The 26,181-nt window shown below is 41.4% G+C and carries 23 protein-coding genes and 1 pseudogene; 9 read left to right on the top strand and 15 right to left on the bottom strand.

Going from position 1 to position 26,181, the window contains the following annotated elements; translation table 11 throughout:
- Positions 1-34: 34 nt before the first annotated feature.
- From AACU33_RS14490 to radA, 3 genes are all read right to left on the bottom strand, one after another.
- Entirely contained in the window at positions 35-835 is an 801-nt protein-coding gene (locus AACU33_RS14490; RefSeq protein ID WP_096589363.1) for a Uma2 family endonuclease, read from the bottom strand.
- Positions 836-1,117: 282 nt separating this feature from the next.
- Entirely contained in the window at positions 1,118-1,828 is a 711-nt protein-coding gene (locus AACU33_RS14485) for a Uma2 family endonuclease (RefSeq protein ID WP_096589362.1), read from the bottom strand.
- A gap of 60 nt (positions 1,829-1,888) precedes the next feature.
- Complete coding sequence (radA, locus tag AACU33_RS14480) at positions 1,889-3,427, bottom strand: DNA repair protein RadA (RefSeq protein ID WP_096589361.1); 1,539 nt, start codon at positions 3,425-3,427, stop codon at positions 1,889-1,891.
- A gap of 170 nt (positions 3,428-3,597) precedes the next feature.
- On the opposite strand from radA, the gene rpaB reads away from it, so the two are divergent.
- The 4 genes from rpaB to AACU33_RS14460 all read left to right on the top strand — a co-directional run bounded on the left by rpaB (position 3,598) and on the right by AACU33_RS14460 (position 6,898).
- Positions 3,598-4,326 carry a response regulator transcription factor RpaB gene (gene rpaB, locus AACU33_RS14475; RefSeq protein WP_045868271.1) on the top strand — a complete coding sequence of 243 codons (729 nt, stop codon included), beginning with the start codon at positions 3,598-3,600 and terminating at the stop codon, positions 4,324-4,326.
- Between the two features lie 79 nt (positions 4,327-4,405).
- Positions 4,406-5,068 (top strand): cofactor assembly of complex C subunit B, encoded by a 663-nt coding sequence (locus tag AACU33_RS14470; protein WP_096589360.1) that lies wholly within the window; start codon positions 4,406-4,408, stop codon positions 5,066-5,068.
- A gap of 18 nt (positions 5,069-5,086) precedes the next feature.
- Entirely contained in the window at positions 5,087-5,605 is a 519-nt protein-coding gene (locus AACU33_RS14465; RefSeq protein WP_096589359.1) for a DUF456 domain-containing protein, read from the top strand.
- 657 nt (positions 5,606-6,262) lie between these two features.
- Positions 6,263-6,898 carry a PEP-CTERM sorting domain-containing protein gene (locus tag AACU33_RS14460; protein WP_096589358.1) on the top strand — a complete coding sequence of 212 codons (636 nt, stop codon included), beginning with the start codon at positions 6,263-6,265 and terminating at the stop codon, positions 6,896-6,898.
- A 230-nt stretch (positions 6,899-7,128) separates the two neighbouring features.
- Here the strand turns inward: AACU33_RS14460 and nblB are convergent, their stop codons facing one another.
- The 7 genes from nblB to AACU33_RS14425 all read right to left on the bottom strand — a co-directional run bounded on the left by nblB (position 7,129) and on the right by AACU33_RS14425 (position 16,128).
- Complete coding sequence (gene nblB / locus AACU33_RS14455) at positions 7,129-7,791, bottom strand: phycobilisome degradation protein NblB (RefSeq protein WP_096589357.1); 663 nt, start codon at positions 7,789-7,791, stop codon at positions 7,129-7,131.
- Positions 7,792-7,926: 135 nt separating this feature from the next.
- Positions 7,927-8,391 (bottom strand): CBS domain-containing protein, encoded by a 465-nt coding sequence (locus AACU33_RS14450; protein WP_339376504.1) that lies wholly within the window; start codon positions 8,389-8,391, stop codon positions 7,927-7,929.
- Between the two features lie 152 nt (positions 8,392-8,543).
- Positions 8,544-8,966: an 8-oxo-dGTP diphosphatase MutT gene (gene mutT, locus AACU33_RS14445; protein ID WP_096589356.1), complete on the bottom strand. Its 423-nt coding sequence runs from the start codon at positions 8,964-8,966 to the stop codon at positions 8,544-8,546.
- A 308-nt stretch (positions 8,967-9,274) separates the two neighbouring features.
- Positions 9,275-9,619: a DUF760 domain-containing protein gene (locus tag AACU33_RS14440; protein ID WP_096589355.1), complete on the bottom strand. Its 345-nt coding sequence runs from the start codon at positions 9,617-9,619 to the stop codon at positions 9,275-9,277.
- A gap of 376 nt (positions 9,620-9,995) precedes the next feature.
- The gene (locus tag AACU33_RS14435; RefSeq protein ID WP_096595254.1) at positions 9,996-10,952 is read right to left on the bottom strand and encodes an RNA polymerase sigma factor, RpoD/SigA family; all 957 of its coding nucleotides are present in this window, start codon (positions 10,950-10,952) and stop codon (positions 9,996-9,998) included.
- A gap of 871 nt (positions 10,953-11,823) precedes the next feature.
- The gene (carB, locus tag AACU33_RS14430) at positions 11,824-15,075 is read right to left on the bottom strand and encodes a carbamoyl-phosphate synthase large subunit (RefSeq protein WP_096589354.1); all 3,252 of its coding nucleotides are present in this window, start codon (positions 15,073-15,075) and stop codon (positions 11,824-11,826) included.
- A 498-nt stretch (positions 15,076-15,573) separates the two neighbouring features.
- Positions 15,574-16,128 (bottom strand): Dps family protein, encoded by a 555-nt coding sequence (locus AACU33_RS14425; protein WP_096589353.1) that lies wholly within the window; start codon positions 16,126-16,128, stop codon positions 15,574-15,576.
- Between the two features lie 476 nt (positions 16,129-16,604).
- Here AACU33_RS14425 and AACU33_RS14420 point away from each other — a divergent pair, with 476 nt between their 5' ends.
- Both AACU33_RS14420 and AACU33_RS14415 read left to right on the top strand, forming a co-directional pair.
- Positions 16,605-16,856 carry an Asr1405/Asl0597 family protein gene (locus tag AACU33_RS14420; protein WP_096589352.1) on the top strand — a complete coding sequence of 84 codons (252 nt, stop codon included), beginning with the start codon at positions 16,605-16,607 and terminating at the stop codon, positions 16,854-16,856.
- 49 nt (positions 16,857-16,905) lie between these two features.
- Positions 16,906-17,586: a (2Fe-2S) ferredoxin domain-containing protein gene (locus tag AACU33_RS14415; protein ID WP_096589351.1), complete on the top strand. Its 681-nt coding sequence runs from the start codon at positions 16,906-16,908 to the stop codon at positions 17,584-17,586.
- A 215-nt stretch (positions 17,587-17,801) separates the two neighbouring features.
- On the opposite strand, the pseudogene AACU33_RS14410 reads toward AACU33_RS14415, so the two are convergent.
- Positions 17,802-18,089: pseudogene (locus AACU33_RS14410) on the bottom strand (transposase); the annotation flags it as partial.
- A gap of 187 nt (positions 18,090-18,276) precedes the next feature.
- Between AACU33_RS14410 and AACU33_RS14405 the strand changes: the two are divergent.
- Entirely contained in the window at positions 18,277-18,417 is a 141-nt protein-coding gene (locus AACU33_RS14405; protein WP_339376005.1) for a hypothetical protein, read from the top strand.
- 200 nt (positions 18,418-18,617) lie between these two features.
- Here the strand turns inward: AACU33_RS14405 and AACU33_RS14400 are convergent, their stop codons facing one another.
- Genes AACU33_RS14400 through AACU33_RS14390 form a run of 3 tightly spaced genes read right to left on the bottom strand, consistent with a single transcriptional unit; the run spans position 18,618 to position 21,420 of the window.
- Positions 18,618-19,277, bottom strand: a complete 660-nt coding sequence (locus AACU33_RS14400; protein WP_096589349.1) for a hypothetical protein — start codon at positions 19,275-19,277, stop codon at positions 18,618-18,620.
- A 41-nt stretch (positions 19,278-19,318) separates the two neighbouring features.
- On the bottom strand, positions 19,319-20,056 hold the full coding sequence (locus AACU33_RS14395) for a DUF655 domain-containing protein (protein WP_096589348.1): 738 nt from the start codon (positions 20,054-20,056) through the stop codon (positions 19,319-19,321).
- On the bottom strand, positions 20,053-21,420 hold the full coding sequence (locus AACU33_RS14390) for an AAA family ATPase (RefSeq protein WP_096589347.1): 1,368 nt from the start codon (positions 21,418-21,420) through the stop codon (positions 20,053-20,055). Before AACU33_RS14390 ends, AACU33_RS14395 begins: the two co-directional genes overlap by 4 nt.
- A 342-nt stretch (positions 21,421-21,762) precedes the next feature.
- Between AACU33_RS14390 and AACU33_RS14385 the strand changes: the two genes are divergently transcribed.
- A complete protein-coding gene (locus AACU33_RS14385) occupies positions 21,763-21,924 on the top strand; it encodes a hypothetical protein (protein ID WP_339376004.1) in 162 nt (53 codons plus the stop codon).
- 302 nt (positions 21,925-22,226) lie between these two features.
- Positions 22,227-23,111, top strand: a complete 885-nt coding sequence (locus tag AACU33_RS14380) for a ParA family protein (protein WP_096589346.1) — start codon at positions 22,227-22,229, stop codon at positions 23,109-23,111.
- A 65-nt stretch (positions 23,112-23,176) separates the two neighbouring features.
- Here the strand turns inward: AACU33_RS14380 and ileS are convergent, their stop codons facing one another.
- Positions 23,177-26,041, bottom strand: a complete 2,865-nt coding sequence (gene ileS / locus AACU33_RS14375; protein WP_096589345.1) for an isoleucine--tRNA ligase — start codon at positions 26,039-26,041, stop codon at positions 23,177-23,179.
- Between the last annotated feature and the right edge of the window lie 140 nt (positions 26,042-26,181).

The following is a 26,181-nucleotide window of genomic DNA, read 5'->3' as shown; positions in this document are numbered from 1 at the left end:
TGTAGGTCTATTAGCTTACCTGAAATTACAATAATTAATCTAAATCATCAGGATTCACGCCTAATTGACGCAAACGTTCGGCTAATTTTGCAGCTTTTCTTTTTGCTTGTTCTGCTTCTTGTTCCGCAATCATAGCTCGTTCAGTAGCAGCAGCAGTTTCCTCTGTGGGTTCAGGAATCAATTCTCCTGCTAAAGTGAACCACCTTAACCACAACCTTTCAATATCACGAAATGACCCGTGCCATAAGCCTAAACTTAACTCTATTTCTGGCATGAGTAAGCGCCCATCAGTGAAATTCATTGGTTCATAATGACCGCCTACTAACTGAAATGCTTGGAGCTCATTTGTGTAACGGCTAAAAACAATGTAGTAGGGAATTCGCAAAATTCTTTCGTAAACTTCCCATTTCATAGGAGGTTTGTCTGTAGGATTTTGTTTAGTACCTAAATCTTCATCTTCAGTACCTGGGGATAATAATTCCACAACTACAAAAGGATTGGCTGGTTCTTGCCAAGTCACATAACTTAAACGCAAATCTTCGCCTTTGTATTGTTTTTGAACACCTATAACACCAAACCAATCTGGGCGTTTGTACCATAAAGGATGTTGGAGGTCATAGTAAAGATTAAGGTCAGTAGCGCTGTAAACTAATTCGGGATTCCAGTTAAGTGGCTGAAAAGTTAAATATAAAAGTAAAGGCTGTAAAAAGTGAAAATCGTCTGGCAAACCTGGTTCCTCTGGGTTATCGCTGGGTAAATCGTACATTGTTGGTAGGGTTTCCCCAGGAGGAAGTGGCGGATCGGATTGGGGTATGTATTTAGGGAAGGTAGTCATAGATTCTAAAGGAGTGAGGTGCAAATTAAGGAAAAATCCTATAAATATTTTTACGAATTAATTAATCAATGGTATATAAAATTTATTTTAATTCGGACACGTAACTATTTGTAATTATTAATTCTTAATTTTTAAAAACCCAGACTTTATTAGTTTTTTTAGCAATAAATCGTCAGGAAAAACATTTTTTTAACCGATAAACTGCTATATTTGACTTAAAAAAATTGCTAGATTTAGCACATTATTGGCTCATCTAGCAACCCTAAATTATTGGAAAAAAGTCTAATCTTGCGGTTCAATTCCCGCCGCCCGCAATTGTGCTGCTAGTCTTTCAGCACGTTGTCTTTCTTGTTCGACTAATTCTGAACCCCAAAGTAGTAGATTTCCTTGTTCATCCCACCAGCGCAACCAATTTCCTGTATGATTTTCTCGATTACCTTGCCATACACCCAAATATAGATTCATTTCGGCTATCCAGTAATGCTGGTTTTCATTAGGGGTTTGGACAACGTATCTGCCTGTATTACTATCTAAGCGATAAAATTCTAAATCGCCGCTATCAGGTTCAAAGATGGCATAGTTTGGTACTTTTAATACGCATTCGTAAAAAAACCATTTACCTGGGGGGTAAGTGGGTTTGATCGAGTATTCGCCACCTTCTGTATCCGAAAGAAATTCTATGACAATTACGGGAATGTCTCCCTGTAGCTGCGGTGTGTAACTACGGATTACATCTTCTCTACCAACGCTAATGTTGGGAATATATGCCCAATCTGGGGCTTTAACGACAATTTTGCCATTTAATGTGGCGCAAATACCATAATTCGTTGGTGTGAGGGCGTTGGGTGGAAGTTTACCAGCAAGTTCTAAGCTTTGTGTGAGTGCAGCAGCTAAGGCTGGTTGATTGATGTTATCCACTGGATCGTCTGGTAGCCTGTAATCTTCGGGTAGTTTTTCCCAAGTGATTTGGTAATTCTGGGTGAAGGCTGTCATGGTGGGGTTTGCTTGGGTGTGGTGTCGATAGAACTTCACCCCCACTTGGAGGGCTTGGGGTTAGTCTTCATCAGGTATTAAATCGTCTTCTGTGAGTTCTTGATGGGGAATAGCGGCAATAATTGCATCTATTACTTTGGAAACTGGTAAAATCTCGATATTAAGGTCGGGAAATTTTTGACCTTTGGGAACGATCGCTCTTTTAAATCCGAGTTTGGCTGCTTCTTTCAAACGCAGTTCCATCTGAGAAACGGATCGCACTTGTCCGCCTAACCCGACTTCACCAATCAAAACTGTACCTGGATCGACGATGCGATCGCGGAAACTGGCAACAATAGCGATCGCTATTCCTAAATCTACTGCTGGTTCTTCCACATTCAAACCACCCGCCGAAGCGACGTAGGAATCGAGTTTGGACATAGGAATTCCTACCCTTTTTTCTAAGACTGCGAGGATTTGCACGAGGCGGTTATAGTCTATACCCGTGGCGGCGCGTCGGGGTGAGGGGTAGCTAGTAGGGCTTACCAAAGCTTGCAATTCGACAACGATGGGGCGAGTTCCTTCACAGGCCACAACAATAGCAGTACCAGGGGCGGGATCGTCACGATTACCTAAAAATAGCTCTGAGGGGTTAGGAACTTCACGCAATCCGTGAGATACCATCTCAAAAATACCGATTTCGTGAGTTGCACCAAAGCGATTTTTCACTGTCCGTAATAACCGATGGGAGGCAAAGCGATCGCCTTCAAAATACAGTACTGTATCAACTAAGTGTTCTAAAACTTTCGGCCCCGCGATCGCACCTTCTTTAGTTACGTGTCCCACAATTAACATTGTGATGTCTTCATGCTTTGCCACTTTCATCAGTGCGGCGGTACATTCCCGTACTTGAGCTACGGAACCCGGTGCAGATGTCAGTGCTGGAAAGAACACCGTTTGGATACTATCAATTACTGCCAAGTTTGGCTTGAGAGAGTCAATTTCCCGGAGAATTTCTTCTAAGTCTGTTTCCGGTAATACATATAAATCTGCACCTATCCCCTCAGGACTGACAGGAGATGTTGTTGCTTCTGCTACAGATGTATTTGCTACAGGCTGATTTTCATCGCCTACGACATTAACACCTTTTGCTACACCCAAACGGGAAGCTCTTAACTTTACCTGTTGACCTGATTCTTCCCCTGTAACATAAAGGATGCGGTATCTCTGCGCTAATTGATTCGATACTTGAAGCAGCAAAGTTGATTTCCCAATTCCCGGATCGCCACCAATCAGCACCATTGAACCGGGAACAACTCCACCACCCAACACCCGATCTAATTCTCCATAACCAGATTCCCAACGGGCAATTTGGCGATCGCTAATTTGGTCGAATGTTAGAGAAGCTCGTGGTTTAGCTGGTTTATTATGAGACTTGCCATTAGTTGACGCTGATTGCCAACCACTTACCCCCCCACGACTGGGTATATCCACTGATGATTGGATAGAAATCTGCTCTTCTAAGGAGTTATATGTGCCGCAAGCTGGACACTTACCAAACCATTGGGAAGATTCTGCTCCACAATCGTTACAAATGTAAAAAGTTTTGGGCTTCGCCATTCTTAAATCTTATTAAATAATCTTAATTTTTCCTTAATTCTTGGAGAAAAGAAAAGTTCAATAATAGTAGTAGTTACAGCTTTTTTTCACTTAATTCATGGAATGATATCTTAATATTATGGTATTAAAAATTAATCATGAAAAATTTTAGTTAAGGAGCGTTGAGAAACTTGGAAAGTCATAAAGAAAAAATCCTGGTGGTAGACGACGAAGCCAGCATTCGCCGGATTTTGGAAACGCGCCTTTCCATGATTGGCTACGATGTAGTAACGGCTGGTGATGGTGAAGAAGCTCTGGAAACTTTTCGCAAAGCTGACCCCGACCTAGTAGTTTTGGATGTAATGATGCCAAAACTCGATGGCTACGGTGTGTGCCAAGAATTACGTAAGGAGTCAGACGTCCCTATTATTATGCTAACAGCTTTAGGGGACGTAGCCGATCGCATAACTGGTTTAGAGTTAGGTGCTGATGACTATGTAGTTAAGCCTTTTTCGCCAAAGGAACTAGAAGCTCGGATACGCTCAGTCCTAAGACGGGTTGATAAAACTAGTGCATCTGGTATACCTAGTTCTGGAGTAATCCACGTTGCTAATATCAAAATTGATACGAATAAGCGACAAGTTTACAAAGGCGATGAGCGCATTCGTTTAACGGGGATGGAGTTTAGCTTGCTAGAGCTATTAGTTAGCCGTTCTGGGGAAGCGTTTTCGCGTTCGGAAATTTTGCAAGAAGTATGGGGTTACACGCCAGAACGCCATGTAGATACCCGCGTAGTAGATGTGCATATCTCTCGTCTGCGAGCAAAATTAGAAGACGATCCCAGCAACCCAGAATTAATTCTCACAGCACGAGGTACTGGTTATTTATTCCAACGGATCATTGAACCTGGTGAAGAGTAGAGAAGAGACAAGGAAGACAAGGAGGACAAGGGTGAAATAATTCATGACTTTTGACTCTTGACTCTTGACTAATAACCAAATGACTAAATCCGATCCCAATCTAGTTTTACGGCGTCTACCGATAGTAGTTGGCGGTTTAGGCGCTGTACTTTTGCTGATTAATCGTTTGTTGACACCAGAACTTACCGAATCCCAAGCGCGGGGGGATGTGCTGGGTGTGATTTTAAGTGCGGTGTTAATTTTAACTGGTTTAATTTGGCAGCAAGTACAACCGCGATCGCCTGATACTGTACAACTGATTGGGGAGGAAGGTTTTGTGTTGGCTGACGATTTACCAGAAGCCGTGAAAACAGAATTAGCCTGGGCATCGCATTTATTATTAACTAATACGGTCACGCGATCGCTAGTAGTTTTTTATCAAGGTAAGGTTTTGTTACGTCGCGGTATTCTGGCTCCTAAATCTGAAGTTGTACTAGGGCAAATTTTAAAAAGGGTATTAGAAACACAAAAGGCAGTTTATTTAGTTGCATTAAAAGTCTATCCAGGGCGAATTGAATTTGATTATTTGCCAGAAAATACTCAAGGCGTAATTTGTCAACCTATTGGTAATCAAGGTGTATTAATTTTAGGAGCAAACGCACCTCGCAGTTACACCAAGCAAGATGAAAATTGGATTGCCGGAATTGCTGATAAATTAGCTGTTACTCTCAGTTCTTATTTGCAAATTGCATCAGATAATTAGACCAACAATTAACAATTTATGCAAATTATCTATTGGTTACTGGTTGCTGTAATGGTTGTGGGTATCATTGGTGCTGTAGTTCCTGCCATTCCTGGAACCAGTTTAATATTAGTTGCAATTATTATCTGGGGAATAGTTAGCAGTTCTTTTGCAGCAATTAAAATACCACTTATTGTCACAATTGTTGTGTTGCTTCTGAGTGTTGGTGTAGATTTTTTAGCTGGCTACATAGGAGCAAAACAAGCAGGTGCTAGTAAATGGGGACAAATTGGTGCGTTTGTGGGGTTGCTTCTAGGTTTTTTTGGATTATTACCAGCTTTACCCTTTGGCGGGCCGCTGTTAGGTATTTTAATAGGGCCGTTACTGGGAGCAATTATCGGTGAATACCTCTACCAACGGCAATTAGGATTAGCAATTAAAGCTGGTATCGGAATAGTTGTCGGAACAGTGGTCGGGAATTTAATCCAAGGAGTATTAGCGATCGCCGCAGTGGTAGTTTTCCTCGTAACAACTTGGCCGCAAGTTTTTGGTAGTTAGAGTTTGATGTAGGCGATCGTCACTCTATCCAAAGCGCTGGACTCGCTATCTGCAATTCTTTCAGTAATTTCAAACCCGCATACGCGGGTTTTTTCTGTTTTGACGAGTTTCCCATTCCTGGCTTAAATACAATTGCTTCAATTTCAATTTATATTTTCTTCGTATTGAGTTTATATAAAAATCAAATACAGTTTATCTAAAAATCAACATCTTATTCTTCTAGAATCAGTGCCTAAATATCTACAAAATTTTGTAGTAATCTTTAAAAACGAAACTTTCAAACCTGCAAATTATACGGACGCAAAACTGCCTCTATTGAAGGAAAGTACCGTAAATTTAACTACTGTCAAATTAGAGCGATCGGAAAGAACCCTATGCAGGTAATGAAGATTCTATCAAGTTACATAGGTAGACCTTGCGTATTTAGAAACGTCTATGTAATTCTGTAGAAGTAACAAATACATCAACAACTGATTCAAAACAGGGTAATTATTCTACCTAATTTTTTATAGAGCAATCTTACATATATTATGGATGCGCAATGCATTTATACTCTATTTCCTAACTAATTCTTGTATTCATAACTAGTGTGAAGATTGCAGACTAATAATTACAAACTCGGTCTCGTAAATTCTTTTATAGGAGCCTTAAATTACAATGTTTGGTTTGAAATCTCATCTAATAAAAGCTACTCTGGCGGCTACTTTTGCAATTCCTGTGGCTACTGTTACAATGTTTGCTTCTGCTGGTTCTGCTCAAGCATATACTGGTTCATTTAACTACAGCACTTCTGATAGAAACCCTTCTGATGAACCAACTACAGCCACTCTTACCAAAAACTCTATAAACTTTCTTCCCAATCCCGGCGCAATTTTACTCACAGACCGCACAGGAGATTTTGCATCTAATTCTAGAGGTTATATCAAAAGCTTCCAAACAAATCCATTTGTTTCGCCTTCTGCATTTATTGATGTTGGCGCTTTGGACGGAATAAAACTACTGAGTTTGACTAGTCTAGATGCAGCAATTTTTAGCCCACAAAATGCCGGAACAGACATAATCTTCAATTTTAATGGACTGTTTGAAGATGGCAGTCAAGCAACAGGACATATCACCTTTGTGACTCAAGATACTGCTGCAAAGACAACTTACGACAATGGTGGAACAATTAGTGCAAGTTTCACAGGTCTTGCAGTCACTTCAGTTCCCGAACCAACTACATTACTAGGTTTGGGTGCTGTAGGTGCAGTCATGGTTATGTCTCGCCGCCGCAAAGCTCAAGCTAGTTCTTGAGCATTTCCTCAAACATAAAGTGTGAGACATTAGGGAGGTAAAACTATTATCAATAATACTAATCTGTAAAAAGTATCCAAATATCTTCGGTTTGCATTAAGTGTTATAGCTGTACGTTCGTAGTAATTTATTAATTACTGCGAATTTTCTTTTGTATTTGTTTGTGAGTGAATGTGCCAATAAAATAAGGGTACAAATTTTTGTACCCTCAAGTTTATTAAAATCAGAACTTATACTGACTGCAAAGATTTTTTAGCTTCATTGGCGATCGCTTCTACTTCATCGTCCGCCAGAGTTTCTAATACAGCTTTAGCATCTGCGCCACCCAAACTGCTCAAAGCGTGCAAAACTCTATAACGTACTTGCCAATCTGGATTGTTGGCATAGGGTGCTAACAGCGGAACGGCATTTGTATCTCCCAATTCGCCAAAAGAACTAATGGCAGCAGTTTTGATTAAATCATTCTCGGAAGCGAGTGCTTGTTTAAGCAGTTCAAAGCCTCGCGGATCGCCTAACTCTCCTAATGTGGCGACGATGCTAAATTTCACCAGCCATTCAGGAGTTCTATTGTAAAGTTGCTGCAAATCGTCAAAAGCTGCTTCTAGTTTCAGCGCCCCTAAACAGTCGGCTGCGGCTGCTTGAACATCTGGTTCTGGGTCATTTAAAAGTTCGCGTAGTAGATTCAACGATAACTGTAAATCTTCTGTTCCGACTGTATCCAGTTGACTCACTGCTGAGTAACGGACACGAGCATTGTCATCGCTAACCGCAGTTTGAATTAATTCAAATGCGATCGCTGGTTCTAATTCGCGGAATTGATTCACAGCTCGCAAGCGATCGCCCAAATTTTCCGAACTGAGCAATTGCCGAACCGACTCAGGAGTAATACTCATTTAATTATCCTAACTTTTCCAAATGTTTAAAAAACAGTCAAGGTTACTTGACATTAGTCATTAGTCATTGGTCAGTAGTCTACAAATTTTAGACTGTAGACTATGAACTATTGACTATGAACTTTGGACTATTGACTAATCTTGACTTGCAGCCATTGCGCGCACAATGTCACCACGGGTGAGGATACCTATTACTTGACCCGCGCTGTCCAGTACAGGTAGACGGTGAACGCTGCGATCGTGCATGATTCTGGCTGCTTCCTTTAAAGTTTTATCAGGGGAAATAGTAATTGGGTTCTTACTCATCACATCCCCAACAACTTGTCCTAGGGCTTTGTGCAAGTCCCGGTCATAATCAGCAGGATTTTGTAAATAGATGACACTATCGAGAAACATGATGTAAGCCGGAGGAGTTACACCTGTTTCTTGCCACATCAAATCGGTTTCTGAGATAATGCCTACCAATTTACCAACATCATCTACAACAGGTAGCCCGCTAATACGTCGTTCTGCCAGAATTTGAATGGCTTCCTTCAGGGGAGTTTCAGAGCGAACTACAACTGGGTCACGACTCATTACGTCGGCAACGGTTTTAGGCATTTGTTTGCTGACACCTTTTATCAAAGTCTCTGGGTTTATTTTAAAAAATTGCGGGTCGTAACCTGATGGAGTTAATACATCGTTACTTGTAAGGGTGGTCATTAGTCATTAGTCATTTGTCTTTCTTGTCTTCCCACACTTCCCACACTCCCTCATCCCTTCCACTGGCTTGTCTTTAGTGCTGAGATAATTTGCACGTTGGCCTTGGGGAAAGCAAATTGTTCGAGATCGTCTAAACTTACCCAGCGAATTTCATCACATTCGATTGCTTGGGGAACACCATTGAGATGTCTACAGTGATGTACGGTGAGGGTGACACGTAACTCTGTATAAGTATGATCGATGGTAATAAGATGTTCTTCTACTGCAATATCTATTCCTAGTTCTTCATAAATTTCTCGTTGAATGCACTCTTGGACAGTTTCACCAGGCTCGATTTTGCCACCAGGGAATTCCCATAAACCACCCATTGCTCCCCCCTCACGACGGCGATCGATTAAAATTTGCTCCTGGTCGTTCCAAATTACCGCAACACCAATAATTTTGTGGGGTAAAACAGAAGTGGTTTCACTCATAGTTTATGGGAAAAAAGGAGTTAATATTGCTCTTTCATAATAGAACTCGGCAAGTTCACTTATTTGCCGAGTCTAGATTTTATTACCGATCTAAAAAATGAATTTATTGAGCGAACTCTTATTTTTGTATGAATCTTTGATTGTGAGTATATTACCCTAACTAGCGAGTTCTTGCTTGCTGCCCGCGATTGTGGTTTTTGGTTAATTCTATAGCTCTGGGATAAGCGATCGCGATTCTGTTAGGATTTCGCAGAGGAAAACGATCGCTTGTGCCAGTGCGACTGCTTCAAGACCTAAAGCCAACATCGCTACTCGTTTTCGCTATCGTTGATTTCAGTGCCTTGTAAGGCCATTTCAAAATTCATTCTCTGTTCAGCGTTACGCAAGAAGTAACCACTGATCATTGCTGAGGCCAGAAGCCGACCGAGACTTTCTCTACTTGTAGTGATGGTAACGCCAAAATGTTCTGAAGGTAAGTTACCCAAAAGCCCCACAATATTGCGTTCCATCACTTGAAGGACTTCAGGAGAATTAGGTTTAGATAGCTGGCTGACTGTTTCTGGACTCAAGGATTTAACATATTGCCAGAGTAAATCACTAGTTTCAGACTCACTGTTAAAAAATTCTGAGACTCTATTGGATGGGTTACTCACGTTTTATCTCCTTGATTAATAGCACGAGCTACGGTATTTGCGACATTGAAAAATCAATGCCTATAGTTATATTGACTTTTGCTAGTTCTTAGCTGTTCCTGTCAACTAATGTAACAAGCAAGAATATTAATACGCAGTCGTTGTAACCGTACCAAAAGCAGGGTATTTTCTCACCTCATATAGTCCAAAGTCAAAAGTCCAAAGTCAAAAAGCTCTTGACTCTGGACTCTTGAATGCCAGTTCACTTAACGGAGGGAACCTCCCTTCGGGTGACGCTCCTTCGTCGCTAACGCTACGCTAACGCCAGTCGCCTGCGGAGGGAAACCCTCCCGCAGCGCTGGCTCACCGCACGTGACTGGCTCCTCTTGACCATTGACTAACTTGCCAAATATTCATCCATCTTGGCTTTGGACTTCCGCAGTTTAGTTAAAGCTTCCCGTTCAATTTGCCGGACTCGTTCGCGGCTGATGTTGAGGATTTCGCCAATTCTGGCCAATGTTAGCGCCTGTCCATCCATTAACCCAAAACGGAGTGTGATTACTTCCTTTTGTTGGGGTGTGAGATCCCCCATGAGACGCTCTAAGTCATTAGATAAGGAAGATTGCATGACAAATTCTTCTGGAGAAGCACCTGGATCTTCTAGCATTTCTCCCAGTTCGGTATCGTAGTTATCTCCTAAGCGCAAATCCAACGATAGAGGTAGACGTGCTTTTTCGAGATACTCTCGCACCTGTTTGGGTGTCAATTCCAATTCTTGAGCTAGTTCGGATGCTGAAGGGGCACGTCCGAGTTTTTGCGATAATTGTCGCTGTGCCTTTTTAATTTTGTTGAGTTTCTCGGTAATGTGAATCGGTAAGCGAATTGTACGAGCTTTTTCGGCGATCGCTCTAGTGATTGCTTGCCGTATCCACCAATAAGCATACGTTGAAAATCTATAACCTTTTGTGGGGTCAAACTTTTCTACACCCCGCTGCATACCAATACTGCCTTCTTGGATTAAGTCTAGTAAATCGACATTACGCTTAATATACTTTTTGGCAACGGATACCACTAGCCGCAAGTTGGCTTCTACCATTTTGCGCTTGGCATATTCACCTTCAGCGATCGCTTCGTTTAACTCTGCCAATTCTAGATTTGCGGCTTTTGCCCAATCTTCTAAGGTTGGTTGACGGCCTAACTGGGTGGCAAGCTCCTCCCTCAACTCATGCAAAGCAGTTGAACGCTGCACCTGTTTGCCATAAAAAATCTCTTCCTCGTGGCTTAAGAGTGGCACACGGCCAATCTCACGCAGGTAAGTCCGCACGAGGTCCGTGGCTGTCTGGGCGGTCTTCATGGCGCTACTCATTGGTAATGTTGGATTTGACAGTAGGGTCATTAAGTGATAGATGCTTTGCCAGGGTGCTACCCAGTCTAAAGGGGAACCCATGCGATGGTTGGCGATTTATGTGCCCGAGAAACTCGGCTGCTCATATTAATTTACTTAGGTTCTTAACTGCTCTTGACGTTACAGTTATTTACCCGGTTGTACAAGTATCTAGAGTTAGATAAAGGGTAGTGAGTTGAACATTTTTTAGATTATTTCATCATTAATAATTGTAACATTTATGAAAATAAACTGATAGTCTCGCAGCCTAAAATCTAAAAGCTGTTCGAGATAGTGTAATTCAGGCATATGGCTTAATACCGTTTAGCAACTAAATAATAAATTCCTCTATAGCCAGCATTAACTTACTCATATTTCTTAAAATAACTCAATGATAAGTATAAGTAATCGTCTATAACAATTGCTTAATTTTTGCTGTACCCATATGAGGATAAGGCAGCAGGCGGAGGACAGTTGCGTGGGCGGGTTTCCCCCCGTTGTAGCAACTGGCGTGGCAGAAGGGGTCAGAATTGTGTGGCTTGGTTTTCAACCGAGGCTGATTGACTGTCGTGAGGCATAGGTAGCTGCAAGGAAGATAAGGATGGCAAGAAAGAATGTATTCCTGTCTGTTCCCTAACTTTTACCTTTTCCTTTGCTGTCATAAAAGTACCTTTTGCCAGAGATCCGCTACTGATAAGGAGCGGAAATTATTCGTTCTGCCCTTCGGGTTAGTAGCTGCTCATGGGGGAAACCACGCCAGATGCTCCACTTGGGGAAACCCCAAGACCGCACTGGCTCCCCAAGACCGCGCTGTCTCACCTTCTGCCTCCTGCCTCTTGCCCTAATTCAACATGCAGTAATCTTGGATAACTTTTACGTCCAAAGTAGTAGTTTGCAGAGAACGAATGGCAGCCACAGTGGCTTTTGCTCCGGCGATCGTGGTGATGATGGGGATTTTATAAGCCAAGGCTGTGCGCCGAATTAATCTAGCATCAGTCTGGGCTTCTTCTCCCGAAGGGGTGTTGATAATGAGTTGGATTTTCTGGTTTTTGATGGCGTCTAGGACGTGAGGACGACCTTCATGGAGTTTTAGTACTAACTCTACATCTAAGCCGTGTTCATGAAGAACTTTACGAGTGCCAAATGTCGCCATCACTGTAAAGCCTAAATCCATAAATTCTTTGACAACGTTCACCGCAGGGGCTTTATCGCGATCGCTCATCGATACAAAAACGGTTCCCGACAAAGGTAAGCGTTCCCCAGCACCGATTTCTGCCTTGGCAAAGGCGCGGCCAAAATCGCTGTCAATTCCCATAACTTCGCCAGTGGAGCGCATTTCTGGCCCCAGGATGGTATCTGTACCGGGGAATTTATTAAATGGCAATACTGCTTCTTTAACGGCAATGTGGGAAGGGATGACTTCCTGAGTGAAGCCTAGCTCCTCTAAGGTTTTACCTGACATAATCAAGGATGCGAGTTTTGCCAGTTGCACGCCTGTGGCTTTAGACACGAAGGGGACAGTCCGAGAGGCGCGGGGGTTGGCTTCTAAGATGTAAATTTGCGGAGAATAGCTACTAGCACCAACCACAGCAAACTGAATATTCATCAGCCCAACTACTGAAAGCGCCTGTGCTAGCTGTATCGTCCAAGTGCGAATTTGATTGAGTACTGCTGGCGGTAGAGAAATCGAAGGTAAAGTACAAGCTGAGTCACCAGAGTGAATCCCGGCTTGTTCGATGTGTTCCATAATACCGCCAATTACTACCCGCCCGGTGTGGTCGGCGATCGCATCCACATCGACTTCGATTGCATTTTCCAAAAACTTATCAATCAAAATCGGATGATCTGGTTCTACCTGTACCGCAAAAGTCATGTAGCGTTCCAATTCTGCATCGGAATAGACGATTTCCATCGCCCTTCCCCCCAATACATAGCTAGGACGTACCACCACTGGATAGCCAATGCGTTTGGCGACAATCAGCGCGTCTTCGTAACTGCGAGCAATTCCATTAGGTGGTTGCGCAATATTCAACTGGTTAAGGATCTTTTCAAACCTTTCCCGGTTTTCTGCCATATCAATGGAATCTGGAGATGTGCCCCAAATGTTCGTGCTGGGTATGCTACTAAGGGCTTGCTGTAAAGGTACTGCTAACTTTAGAGGTGTTTGTCCGCCGAATTGTACAATAATGCCGACTGGATTTTCCGCTTCGATGATATTGAGGACGTCTTCTTTGGTTAATGGCTCAAAGTAGAGGCGATCGCTGGTGTCATAATCTGTAGAAACCGTCTCTGGGTTAGAGTTGACCATAATCGTCTCATAGCCTGCTCCTTTTAATGCATAGGAAGCATGACAACAGCAATAATCGAACTCAATCCCTTGTCCGATGCGGTTGGGGCCACCACCCAAAATCATCACTTTTGGTTTGGTTGTGGGTAAAACCTCTGTTTCGTCTTCGTAGGTGGAATAGTAGTAAGGTGTAAACGCCTCAAACTCTGCGGCGCAAGTATCCACAGTTTTGTAAACAGGGATGACTCCTAACTGTTTGCGGTATGCCCGCACTTCATCTTCGCTGGTTTTAGTAGCAAAGGCAATTTGGCGATCGCTAAATCCCTCACGCTTTACCGCATATATTTGCTCTTTTGTCAATTGTTGCAACGGAGTGCGTTTGAGGAATTTCTCGACTTCTAGCAGTTGTTGCAATTTATCGAGGAACCAGGGGTCAATACCTGTAAGTTCGTAGATTTCTTCATTAGTTAGCCCCAATTGCATCGCATGACGCACGGCGAAAATGCGCTCTGGATTGGGCGTCCGTAACTGGGCGCGAATTTGTTCGCCACTAGGCAATTTCTCGGCTTTGTCGCAACCCCAACCTGCACGTCCAGTTTCTAGAGAACGCAGTGCTTTCTGGAAGGATTCGTTGAATGTTCTGCCAATTGACATCGCTTCCCCGACTGATTTCATCTGCGTTGTCAACACTGGTTCGGAACCGGGGAACTTTTCAAAGGCGAAGCGGGGAACTTTGGTAACTACGTAGTCAATTGTCGGTTCAAAAGATGCCGGAGTTTTCTTGGTAATGTCGTTTTTAATTTCATCTAAGGTATAGCCAACAGCTAACTTAGCCGCCATCTTGGCGATGGGGAAACCAGTAGCTTTAGAAGCTAAGGCGGAACTGCGAGATACACGGGGGTTCATTTCAATCACCACCACATCCCCCGTGACTGGGTTGACGGCAAACTGAATATTGGAACCGCCAGTTTCGACACCAATCTCGCGGATGATTTTAATCGCCATATCCCGCAGCCGTTGATATTCCTTATCGGTGAGGGTTTGGGCGGGAGCAACGGTAATTGAGTCTCCGGTGTGGATGCCCATCGGGTCGAAGTTCTCGATGGAGCAGATAATTACCACGTTATCTGCTAGGTCGCGCATGACTTCTAATTCGTACTCTTTCCAGCCGAGTAGGGATTGGTCGATGAGAATTTGCGAAACGGGGCTAGCATCAATACCCACCTGTGCCATTTCTTCAAATTCTTCTTGGTTGTAGGCAATACCGCCGCCCGTACCACCCATTGTAAAAGCAGGACGAATAATTAAGGGATAAGTACCAATGCGGCGGGCGATCGCTTTTGCTTCTTCTAAAGATGAGGCTGTACCACTAGGGCAAACATTCACCCCAATCTTGGCCATGGCGTCATTGAAGAGTTTTCTGTCTTCAGCTTTTTCAATAGCTGGAAGTTTAGCGCCAATCAACTCAACACCATACTGCTCTAAAACACCATTTTTCGCTAGAGCAACGGCAATATTCAGGGCGGTTTGTCCCCCCATTGTTGGTAGTAAAGCATCAGGACGCTCTTTGGCGATGACTTTGGCGACCAATTCCGGTGTTAGCGGCTCAATATAAGTGCGATCGGCTGTCTCTGGGTCGGTCATGATAGTAGCTGGATTAGAGTTCACCAGCACCACTTCATAGCCTTCTTCCCGTAAAGCTTTACAGGCTTGAGTGCCAGAGTAGTCAAACTCACAGGCTTGTCCAATTACAATCGGGCCTGAGCCTAACAGCAGTATCTTCCGGAGGTCTTGACGGCGCGGCATAGTCTTTGGGATGGAGTAAGAGAATACAAATCCTGATTATTTTAAGATTCTTTCTCCCTAGTCACGCTGTTTATTACTAAGTTTTCTAGGTTTGATGACAGGGAAGGGAGATGAGAAACTGGAGCGATAAGACAATTGCGATTTATTTCACTTTGCTATTCGCGAATTTTTTGAGTGTCGAAATTCTCTGTAATCCTCATCAGGAAATCACATATTAGTTGCAGATATTTTGATTGGTGATGATAATTTTTTGCAAAAACTGGGAATTTATTTACATAATACCTAACTAAAATAATTGTAACATTATATAAAAATAATTCTTAAATAGTTCATTAGTAATAATTGCCAATATCAAATATTATTCTGTTAAATTGGATACCTAATAAAAATTGCAGAGATGTAGCAATCCTACTCTCTGCTAAATTTTATATTTTTTTAAGACTAATTTCTGCCTAATTTTTATGCAGTTGAGAGCGATTTATCGAGATGATGACAGTTTTAGTTTTGAGCAGGTTGGACAAAACCCAAGGTTAAGCTGTCTTTAGCGAGGAAGTGAGATAAATGATAAGCACGCTCTTCAGTTTTCAGGAGGATTTTTTCGTAGAGATAGCGCGTACCGCGGTCTCCCAAACTTTCAGCCTGAGCAGCTTGGCGACGAATTACACCGATGATAGCTTGCTCTGCTGCTAAGTCATTTTCTACCATTTGACGCGAAGAATATACGCCATCTGGCTCTTGTGTAAAACAAGTTAATTCTGCCAACTTGCTGAAGGTAGCTACTGGTACACCACCCAGTCCATCCAAGCGTTCGCCAATTTCATGGATATGGTCTTGGATTTCTTTGTAGCTTTCATTAAAAAACTCATGTAATGAGTAAAATTCTGCACCTTCAACTACAAAATGATGTTTTTGATATTGCAAGGAAAGTGCTTGAAAACTAGCTAATACAACGTTAAATCCTTCGGTAACAGGTGCGGTTACACTGCGATCCAACAACACAGGATTGTCATAAACATGACCAAAATTCCGTAACACAGTTGTGGTTTCTGACATTGTTCTCCTCGCTTTTCCTCAGTTAGGGTTTTTAACTTCTGAGTCTTTACATATTAACATTCTAAAAATTAAAAGCAATTCCAATTAATTTCACAAAATTTTTAATTTTTTTCTTAAAATTTTGCATCTTACTTTTAATACTGAAGCCAAGTTTGCTCGTAATGTCCGGCCTACCTAACACTCTTTTGGGAGGGGCGATCGCATTTCCTGTGAGCGATCGCATTTTTCTAGTTCGCTCATGACGACTGGCGCAAAATTATGTCGGTTGGCGTACTTCTACAGCCTTTTCCTTGGCTTCTAGTCCTTTTGTTAATGGAACTTCATCCCAAATATTTGAGATTTTTATGCAAGATAACTGAGAATTGTTTGCACTTACGCTATGCTGGTTAGAAAGGCTGAACTCCTAAAAATGGAAACAGCAAGTACTAAAACCGCGGTAGTTACTGCAAGTTTGTTGCACTTTGAGGGTACATCTCTTGAAACCGTTTAGTTCAGAAGTAGAAAGCAAGCACATCTTAGAAGTGAATTGGGCAGACCGTTGGCAAGTCTATCAACGCTTGCAAGAGTTAGAGATTCCCTGCTGGTGTGAGTCGAACCAGCCATTGACAGTTGAAATTAGCAGTCCCATTGCAGCTATTCAACTTTGGAGTTTGATGCGCCAATTTACACATAATCGCCAAGACCTAATTTGGAGTCTTGAGAAATGCTGGCAAAGTCGCTACCGCTGAGGCTGTCTTGCTGAATAGTGTGTCCCAATCAACATATAGGTAAAAAAAGATGAGCGAATCTTGCACTAAGGAAGTATCGGATTTTTGCCTCGAAGGCAGGTTTATTGACTTTGTAATCAAAGATGGTTACAAGCTTAAGGGCTTACAGATATGGACTGCTGAAGGTGAATGCTATATAAAACTGGCTAAACATTTAAGATTTGCTTTTGATTTACACTTACCACCAGGGACTTGGCTACAAATTGTCGGGAAAAAGAAGCACGAAGTAGCAACAGGCAAAGTTACGCTGAAAGCTGAACGTGTAATGGCGGCGCGGGCAGATGTAAATAATGACAGAATTACACAGATGGGTATCCCTTCACCTATCTCTCCATCACAGAAACCTTCATCAGTCAGTCAAGCTAACCCGAAATCAACGAAGGCTAAAAGCACAATTTTGGTGTGCCAAAAATCTGATTGTATGAAACGCGGCGGTAAAGGAGTTTGTCAGGCTTTGGAAGCAGCTTTAAGCGATCGCGGTTTAGAAGACCAAGTTAACATCAAAGGTACTGGTTGCATGAAAAACTGTAAAGCCGGGCCTAATATAGTAATGCCAGATAAAACTCGCTACAGTCGCATTCAGTCATCACAAGTTCCTGCCCTCATGGACAAGCATTTCCCCGATCGCAGCGAAGAAAATCTATCAGATCATCAAAAGGAAATAGTTATACCTGTAGCAATTAATAGTTAGTAACTCTGCGTAGAATTCAAAATTTAAGATTAATCCGGATTCAGTTAATCCCTCTTCTAAGAAACAGAAATGTTTCTTTACATCCATTGAGAATGCGATTGCTTTCCTCAGACGCTTTTGTTAAGTAAGTCAACCTAATTAAACGTAAAACGCTCAACTTGATACTGTTCGTGGTGAGCTCGATTATTTATACCATAAATAATAGCGATCGCTAATTCATAATTGGGAATTCTTCGTTGAAGACATTGACGGACAAGTACAGACAATTCAGATTCAACCATATTGAGCCAACTCCCATGTTTTGGTGTATGGTGAATCTCGAATATTTTGGCAATTCTTCTGGCTGCGGCTGGGGCAAAAACTTCATACAATACACCTATTGTATGTGTATTTAAGTTATCCATTACCAAGCGAATTATTTCCGCATCTGGAAAGTGGATATTAACCAATTCTTTCATACAATAAGCACAATCTACTTTGGTACGGCGCTCTGTTACTTTGATGTGTCTCCATCCTCAATATGGTGCAAAAAAGGCGAATAAATTACAACTCTCTTTGTTTGGCTGGTACAAATTGGCAATGGTATTGTGCAAAATAAAAGCTTTAACGCAGACATATTCATCAGGAGGATGTGTTGCCAGACTTTCACAGCCTTTAGAGCATTCTGATTTTCCTCCGCAGAGGTTTTCTATGAGTCAGACCAATGATAATAACAGATTGAGCGCACCGATCTCGCAACGCGATCGCACTCAAGGAGCGATAGATGCACCTATCGTGCTGGTCGCATATGGCAATTATCAATGCTCTGATAGTGGCGAAGTAAAGACTTGATCCTCAATTATACTTTGCGTTTCGCCATTATCCTCAGCCGCAAATTTATCCTCAATCTCAACAAGCCGCTGCCACTGAGTATTTCATAATAGCGACACAATCGAGTCTTTGGTTTGGTTTTAGACTCACATTCACAGCGATCGCTGAAGATAAAAAGCTGCTTGGTTGGACTATAGATAGAAGTTGCCAAGCAGTTTTGATTACTTGCTTTTAGGAAAAGTAGGAGTAGGCAGAAAAATTGAGTTAGCTCTCAATTGTTTCATTACGAATAGCGTACCAAGAGTTAAAGAAATCGATACGAGTGCGATCGCGACAGACTTAGTCTTCCAAAAGCTTAATTTACCTTGTTTATAAGCAATGTTGGCTATCCTAACTTCTCGCTTGGCTTCTTCTAAAATTAATTGGAGAGCATTGATTTGCTCATCTTGTAATTGGGAAAATTTCTCTTGTCTAAAAGTATTTTCTATAATTTTTATCTTTTCTTCTGAAGATACTTGAGCAAGTTCTCTTCTCACAAATTCATAAGAACTACTTTGTCTTATTGGTTGTGACGATGGACTGGGAATACTTGGGGAAGTAACTGGATTCTCTTCTGGGAGATCTTTTATAGTAAACCTATATGATGTATCTTGACGTATAGGTGTTGGCAATTGAGTTGGAATACGTTGATTATTAGCTATTTCATTTGTCTTTAATGACCATTTATAGTCGCTGTCTTGAACAACTAGCTGTTTTAATGAGGAGTATAGGCATTGGTTTACTTCTCGTCTTTCAACTTCCAAAAACTCAGCAATTTTTGCTGCTCTCAAAGGAGTACCAAGCTTTAATATTTCTAGGATTCTGGATTCTAAATTTTCCATGTTAGCCTCGAATTTTTATTGGACTCAAATATAATTTGAATTTAAATAAATAAAGTGCGAGACCAGCTATCAACAATCTTAATCATTCTCTCGCTAGATATACCTTTAACTTGTCTTTTACCACTTGAAATTTTTACCCGGTTTACTATATCTTCTAACGATTCAAATTCTTTTTTATTTCGTTCTTTTTCTATACTGTCAGCAATCTTAGCAGCAATTTTTTCAGATAAACCAGCACTCTTCAATCTAAAAGCTAGTTTAGCTACTTGAAGTTTGTTGAAAATTTCTAAAGGTTCAATTTTATTAGCTAAATTATTTTTAAGCTCTTTATTTTCAATTTCCAGTTTTTGTTTGTTTGAAACCTTTTCTATTAAGTCATTAAGCTTCTTCTCAATACGTAATTCAAAATTTGTTAATCTTGATTCTATATCACTAGAGTCTAAGTCAATTTGACTTTGAACAACAGTTTTTTTGTTTCTAAATAATTCAATTTGTTTTGTTAATAACTCTTCATTTTCAGACTCAATAATAAAAACTCCAATCATCTCACCTTTACGCGGATCGATTTCTCTAGCTCTGGCCGCTGCATAATATTCAAAGTCTCCATCTATTACTTCATATGTTTGTAGACCTGTTCTGCGAATTATTATAGGGTTAATCACTCCTTCAGACTCTAAGATTAAGTTAGCAGCCTGTTCTAACTCTTCATCTGCAAAAATTGAACGAGGTTTACTTGAGGTAATTTTTTTGATAGCAACAAGAAATGTGGATAACTTCATTCAGCTAAACCTATTTTTTGTAAAACTTCTATTGCTAGTAATTCAAATTCTTGAGCAGCAGTGGAATCTGGCTTAAAATCAAGTACAGATATAGGATCTGCTACCTCTATATCTCCAATAAGAAGAAATTTTTCAGCACATTTTGCTAGATCGTCCCTGTCATAAATTACTGTGTTCATGACCTCAAATCCATACCGATTAGGAATCGCCTCTAGCCTTTTGGGTAAAGTATGTTTAACAAATTGATTATTAGTAGAGATTTTACAAGCAAGCACTCCTAAAATCTCAATTGGATTTTTTCTTATCTGTTTTCTAAAGACGTTTATTTTTTTAATAAATTCCTTGACATTTATTAATCCTTGATTAGCAAAAGGTTTGAGATCTGAAGGAATAATAAGATAGTCAGCCGTAATTAGAGCAATTCTAGCGTATAAATTTAAAGAAGGTGGAGTATCTATTAACACTACATCATATTGTTCTGCTATTGCATCTAATTTTTCAGCAAGCATCATTTTACTATCTTCTTGCTGAATTAGTTCATTTTCATAATTCATTAAACTAATATGAGAAGGCACAACACTAATTTCTAGATTAGTAAATTGAGATTTCCTAGCAACTTCATCTATAGGATAATAGTCTCCAGATTGCAAAATATGGCGAATATTAGAGTCTTTTATATCATCAAATTCTTCATCATCAAATTTGACTAAACCCGTGGCAAATGTTGTGTTTGCTTGGCTGTCTAGATCGATTACTAATACTCTCTTACCCTTCTTTCTGATAGCAGCAGCTAAATTAACTACTGTTGTAGTCTTACCCACGCCACCTTTATTGTGATAAACCGCAATAGTTTTCATTGTATTTTGTCTTTTGGTTTCAGAACTAGGATTAGTTTCAGGTATTTTAATCTCTGAATTATCTATACGCTGTTTTGTTTTTAAAATATCTCTACCAATTAAATTTTGAATTTCTTCTATCTTTGTCTCTAATTCGTTACCAGCACACTGAAAAACTAGCTGAATATCATATTGTAATTTTTCATATATCCTGATTTCTTTGCCATTAGTTAATAATCCATACCGTACATTTAAGCTGGTTAAATAATGTCTGAGTCTGAGAACGTGATTATTTAAGTTGTGCTTTGGATGCTTTGCTTCCATGACGACACTTAGCGGCGAGTTTGCATCTAAAACAAAGGGAATCACTTGCGCTGCAAATGCTAAGAAATCTAAGCGGATGCTACCAAGGATAACTTCTTGATGCCAGGTGTCAGGAGTATATCCTAGCTGTGGTAACAAATATTGCACGATGAGTTTACTTTCAACTTCACTTTCGTTGCGGCACAGTTCAGGATTAAAAGGCAATCTCTATACTCCATCTAGAAAACTGCAATCATGGCAACAAGCTTATACCTGCTTGATTATTACATCAACTCAGTAGATTTGAGTAAATAAAAACTTAGTTAAATATAAAAAACAATAACAAAATATTATTTAAAATTTAGAAGCCGTAGGCTGGGCATTGCCCGATCCTACTATTTTGAAGTACCTCAACACGACTTTGAAGTACCTGAACACGACTTTGAAGTACCTCAACACGACTTTGAAGTACTCCAACAGGATTTTGAAGTACCTCAACACGACTTTGAAGTACCTGAACACGACTTTGAAGTACTTCAACACGATTCTGAAGTACCTGAACACGACTTGAAAGTACCTCAACACGATTCTGAAGTACCTGAACACGACTTGAAAGTACTTCAACACGAATTTACAGCACTTCAATACGACTTTGAAGTACTTCAATACGATTCTGAAGTACTTCAACACGACTTAAAAGTACTCCAACACGACTTTGAAGTACTTTAAATGGATTTGCTTTTAGTTGGAGATTTTGCGATCGCTTTTCTTCACTCTGTTTCCCTAGCTATGACTAAAGGGAGACTTTACACGGACACAGAAACAGCATAAACCAAACTTTACTTAATATTTGCGAAGATTCTGCAACTTAAGTCGGCTTGCTATATAATTCTGACTGCCTCAATTACGGCAATATCACTGGAATCACTTTGTGTATTCCAGAAATATTAAATTTAACGACAATTTCCATATATCAGGAGAGATGTACGCTACCTACATGGGGATGCGCCATCAAAGAAAGGACTCAACCAATGGGATATGTAATTGCAACTGCAAATATGAAAGGTGGTGTCGGTAAAACCACCATTACAGTGAATTTAGCTACTTGTTTAGCTAAATATCACGGAAAACGGGTGCTGGTTCTGGACTTAGATAGCCAAATTAGTGCCACACTCAGCCTGATGTCGCCTTTGGAATTTGCCAAGCGTCGGAAAAATAGAAAGACATTTCGATATCTAATAGATCAAGTTATTGCACCAGAACCAAACGCTAAGTTTACGATTCCGGATATCGTTCACGCTAATGTTTGTAATCAGCCTGGATTGGATTTATTACCAGGAGATATCGATTTATACGATGAATTTGTTGTTTCAGAAATGCTGCACGAACAATCGGTGGCTTTAGGCGAGCAGGATTTTGAAACAGTTTGGAATCGCTTTGAAAGGGTGTTAATTAATAACATCATTAAACCAGTTCGCCAAGAGTATGATTTTATTATTTTGGATTGTGCGCCTGGTTATAATCTGTTAACTCGTAGTGCTTTGGCTTGTAGTGATTTTTATATTTTACCTGCTAAACCAGAACCTTTATCTGTAGTAGGTATTCAATTGTTGGAAAGACGCATTGGACAATTAAAAGACAGTCACGAACATGAAGCGAAAATCAATATAAAAATGCTGGGTATTGTATTCAGTATGTCGAGTGCAAATCTCCTCACCGGCAGATACTACAAACAAGTGATGCATCGCGTTGTCGAAGATTTTGGTGTAGATAAAATTTGTAAGAATCAAATTCCAGTTGATGTGAATGTGGCGAAGGCTGTTGATAGTTTTATGCCGGCTGTTTTAATGAGTCCTCAATCACCTGGTTCTAAATCATTTATTCAGTTAACTCAGGAATTGTTGGAGAAGTTGTAGTCAGTGCTGAGTCAGGAGTGAGGAGTTAAGAGTTAGATTCTTCACTCCTCACTCACGGCTAACTTTTAAAACTTCCCTGCTAAGGCGGAAACGCAGCGTTCGCAAAGTAGGGGATGTTCTTTTGATTCTCCCACGTGGATGGAATAGTTCCAACAGCGATCGCACTTCTCGCCATCTGCGTTAACTACACCAATACCCCAGGTATCTGACTGTAAGTTGTATTTCAAACCTTGCAGTGCTTCGGGAGTATCCAATACTTCTACTTGGGAAGTGATGAACAAATAGCGGAGTTCATCGATACCATTACCTTTGACTGGGTTCAGTGCTTTTACTGAAGCTCGTAATTTCTCGTCATTGATATACAGCAGTACTTTCGCTTCTAGGGAAGAACCAATTAATTTTTCTATCCTAGCTTGCTCTAGCACTTTATTTACCTCAGTACGCAGTTGCCGGATTTGTTGCCAGAATTCTGCGATTCCTGGATTATGCCATTTTTCCTCTACTTGCACCCAACCGGCTTCAAACACCGATTTGTAAGGTGTGGCGTAGGGGAGATGTTGCCAAATATCTTCGGCGGTGTGACATAACACGGGAGCGATCGCTCGTGCTAAATTCTCTAAAGCTATTTTCAGCACTGTTTGACAACTGCGACGGCGGAAACCATCAGGTGTACTGATGTAAAGCCTATCTTTGGCAGCATCTAAGTAGAAGTTGGATAAATCCACAACGCAGAAATTCTGCACTGTTTGGAAAAAGCGGAAGAATTGGAAACTATCAAAGGCTTCTGTGACTTCACCAAACACTTCAGTCATGCGATGCAGCATATAGCGATCGAGTTCTGGTAAATCTTCAAAAGCTACTGCATCTTTTTCCGGGTCGAAGTCATGCAAGCTACCCAACAAGAACCGCGCTGTATTGCGAATCTTACCTCTAACATCATTTAGCTGCTTGATGATGTTGTTACCGATACGCACATCGGAGGTGTAATCTACGGACGACACCCACAACCGCAACACGTCAGCACCATAGGGTGGTTCTTTTTTCTGGTCTTTACCGCCGACAATCATCACCTGCGGATCGACCACATTCCCCAATGATTTACTCATCTTCCGCCCTTGTTCGTCTAGGACAAAGCCGTGAGTCAACACAGTTTTGTAAGGTGCAATGCCATTCACCGCTACACTGGTGAGCAAACTTGACTGGAACCAGCCGCGATGTTGGTCTGAACCTTCCAAATACATATCTGCTGGGTAGCACAATTCTGGACGCTGCTTGATAACAGCTGCCCAAGATGAACCAGAATCAAACCACACATCCATTGTGTCAGTACCTCGGCGGTAAGATCGACCGTTATTGCGGTATTGTTCTGGTAACAATTCCTCTACCGACAATTCCCACCAAGCATCGGAACCTTTTTCCGCGACAATTGCTTGGACGTGGTTGATGGTTTCCTCATTCAGCAGTGGTTCTCCAGTTTCTTCATCGTAGAAAACGGGAATTGGTACACCCCAAGCCCGCTGACGCGAGATACACCAATCAGAACGTTCCGCTACCATTGGCGTGATGCGATTTTCACCTTGGGCTGGAATCCATTTTACCGAGGCGATCGCTTTTAATGCTTCTTCTCTAAATCCTTCTACGGAAGCAAACCATTGTTCGGTGGCGCGGAAAATCGTCGGCTTTTTCGTCCGCCAGTCGTAAGGATATTTGTGCTGATAGGGTTCTTCCTTCAACAGAGAACCAGCCGCAGCTAACGCATCAATTACCGCCTGGTTTCCATCACCCAGCACATTCAATCCAGCAAACTGTCCCGCCTCTTGGGTAAAGTTGCCGTTATCATCTACTGGTGCAAGGATGGGCAAACCATAGCGCTGACCAACAATGTAGTCTTCTTGACCGTGACCGGGCGCAGTATGTACCAGCCCCGTACCGGACTCAGTGGTAATGTAATCGCCACCCACAACAACCGGACTTTCGCGGTCAAATAAAGGATGACGGTAAGTTATATGTTCTAAATCTTTCCCTTTGAATGTGGCTTTTACAGTTAGTTCAAGTTCCAAAGTAGAAGCTAAACGTTCCACCAAATCAGCAGCCACAATCAGATATTTGAAATGACTCTGCGCGACTTCCACCACAGCATAGTTGAGGTCTGCATTTACCGCCACCGCCAAGTTACCCGGAATTGTCCAAGGTGTAGTTGTCCAAACAGCAACACCCAAATCTGGTAAATATTCTCCTAGCAGTGGTTTAGCTGCTTCCGACAAACTGGTGATGGGGAAAGCCGCGTAGATACTGCGGGAAGTATGACCTTCCGGGTATTCCAACTCAGCTTCAGCTAAAGCAGTCTTAGAACTGGGACTCCAATGAACCGGCTTTAAGCCACGATAGATGTATCCTTTCAACACCATCTGACCGAACACGCCAATTTGCGCCGCTTCATATTCCGGCTTCAAAGTCAGATAAGGATTATCCCAATCACCCCAAACACCATAACGTTTAAAACTTTGGCGTTGTGCATCTACTGTTGCTAGGGCAAATTCTTTCGCTTTCTGCCGCAGTTGTAAAGGCGTGAGATTCTGCCGTTCTGCTGACTTCATATTCTGCAAAACTTTCAGTTCGATGGGCAAGCCGTGGCAGTCCCAACCAGGCACATAGCGAACCTTACGCCCCCGTAGCAGTTGGTAGCGATTAATAATATCTTTGAGAATTTTATTTAAGGCATGACCAGTATGAAGCGAGCCATTTGCGTAGGGAGGCCCATCGTGCAGTATAAATAATTCGCCGGGATTATTCTCGGAAAGGCGATCGTAAATTTTATTTTCTTCCCAAAATTTTTGGATTTCTGGCTCACGCTTGAGCGCGTTCGCCCGCATATCAAAGTTCGTTTTGGGTAGATTTACAGTATCTTTGTAACTTCCTGCTTCTGTCACTGTCTCATGCCTAAGATTTACTTGTCCAGGTTTTATCAATTATAGAAGATGTGATGAAGACCAAAATTTGCTAATTTGTTCGGCTTTACCATTACCCACATTTTTTCCACAGCCAACAAAGTATGGCATTTAGCGATATC

The organism is Calothrix sp. NIES-2098, from assembly GCF_963875125.1.
Taxonomy (GTDB): domain Bacteria; phylum Cyanobacteriota; class Cyanobacteriia; order Cyanobacteriales; family Nostocaceae; genus Aulosira.
Note: the sequence above shows the minus strand (reverse complement) of the source record. Positions and strands in the feature narration are given on the sequence as shown.

Excerpts from the sequence above, each read along its gene's own strand:
- AACU33_RS14490 (WP_096589363.1), bottom strand. The coding sequence starts at position 835 with ATGACTACCTTCCCTAAATACATACCCCAATCCGATCCGCCACTTCCT.
- AACU33_RS14485 (WP_096589362.1), bottom strand. The coding sequence starts at position 1,828 with ATGACAGCCTTCACCCAGAATTACCAAATCACTTGGGAAAAACTACCC.
- radA (WP_096589361.1), bottom strand. The coding sequence starts at position 3,427 with ATGGCGAAGCCCAAAACTTTTTACATTTGTAACGATTGTGGAGCAGAA.
- AACU33_RS14470 (WP_096589360.1), top strand. The coding sequence starts at position 4,406 with ATGACTAAATCCGATCCCAATCTAGTTTTACGGCGTCTACCGATAGTA.
- AACU33_RS14465 (WP_096589359.1), top strand. The coding sequence starts at position 5,087 with ATGCAAATTATCTATTGGTTACTGGTTGCTGTAATGGTTGTGGGTATC.
- AACU33_RS14460 (WP_096589358.1), top strand. The coding sequence starts at position 6,263 with ATGTTTGGTTTGAAATCTCATCTAATAAAAGCTACTCTGGCGGCTACT.
- nblB (WP_096589357.1), bottom strand. The coding sequence starts at position 7,791 with ATGAGTATTACTCCTGAGTCGGTTCGGCAATTGCTCAGTTCGGAAAAT.
- AACU33_RS14450 (WP_339376504.1), bottom strand. The coding sequence starts at position 8,391 with ATGCCTAAAACCGTTGCCGACGTAATGAGTCGTGACCCAGTTGTAGTT.
- mutT (WP_096589356.1), bottom strand. The coding sequence starts at position 8,966 with ATGAGTGAAACCACTTCTGTTTTACCCCACAAAATTATTGGTGTTGCG.
- AACU33_RS14435 (WP_096595254.1), bottom strand. The coding sequence starts at position 10,952 with ATGAAGACCGCCCAGACAGCCACGGACCTCGTGCGGACTTACCTGCGT.
- carB (WP_096589354.1), bottom strand. The coding sequence starts at position 15,075 with ATGCCGCGCCGTCAAGACCTCCGGAAGATACTGCTGTTAGGCTCAGGC.
- AACU33_RS14425 (WP_096589353.1), bottom strand. The coding sequence starts at position 16,128 with ATGTCAGAAACCACAACTGTGTTACGGAATTTTGGTCATGTTTATGAC.
- AACU33_RS14415 (WP_096589351.1), top strand. The coding sequence starts at position 16,906 with ATGAGCGAATCTTGCACTAAGGAAGTATCGGATTTTTGCCTCGAAGGC.
- AACU33_RS14405 (WP_339376005.1), top strand. The coding sequence starts at position 18,277 with ATGAGTCAGACCAATGATAATAACAGATTGAGCGCACCGATCTCGCAA.
- AACU33_RS14400 (WP_096589349.1), bottom strand. The coding sequence starts at position 19,277 with ATGGAAAATTTAGAATCCAGAATCCTAGAAATATTAAAGCTTGGTACT.
- AACU33_RS14395 (WP_096589348.1), bottom strand. The coding sequence starts at position 20,056 with ATGAAGTTATCCACATTTCTTGTTGCTATCAAAAAAATTACCTCAAGT.
- AACU33_RS14380 (WP_096589346.1), top strand. The coding sequence starts at position 22,227 with ATGGGATATGTAATTGCAACTGCAAATATGAAAGGTGGTGTCGGTAAA.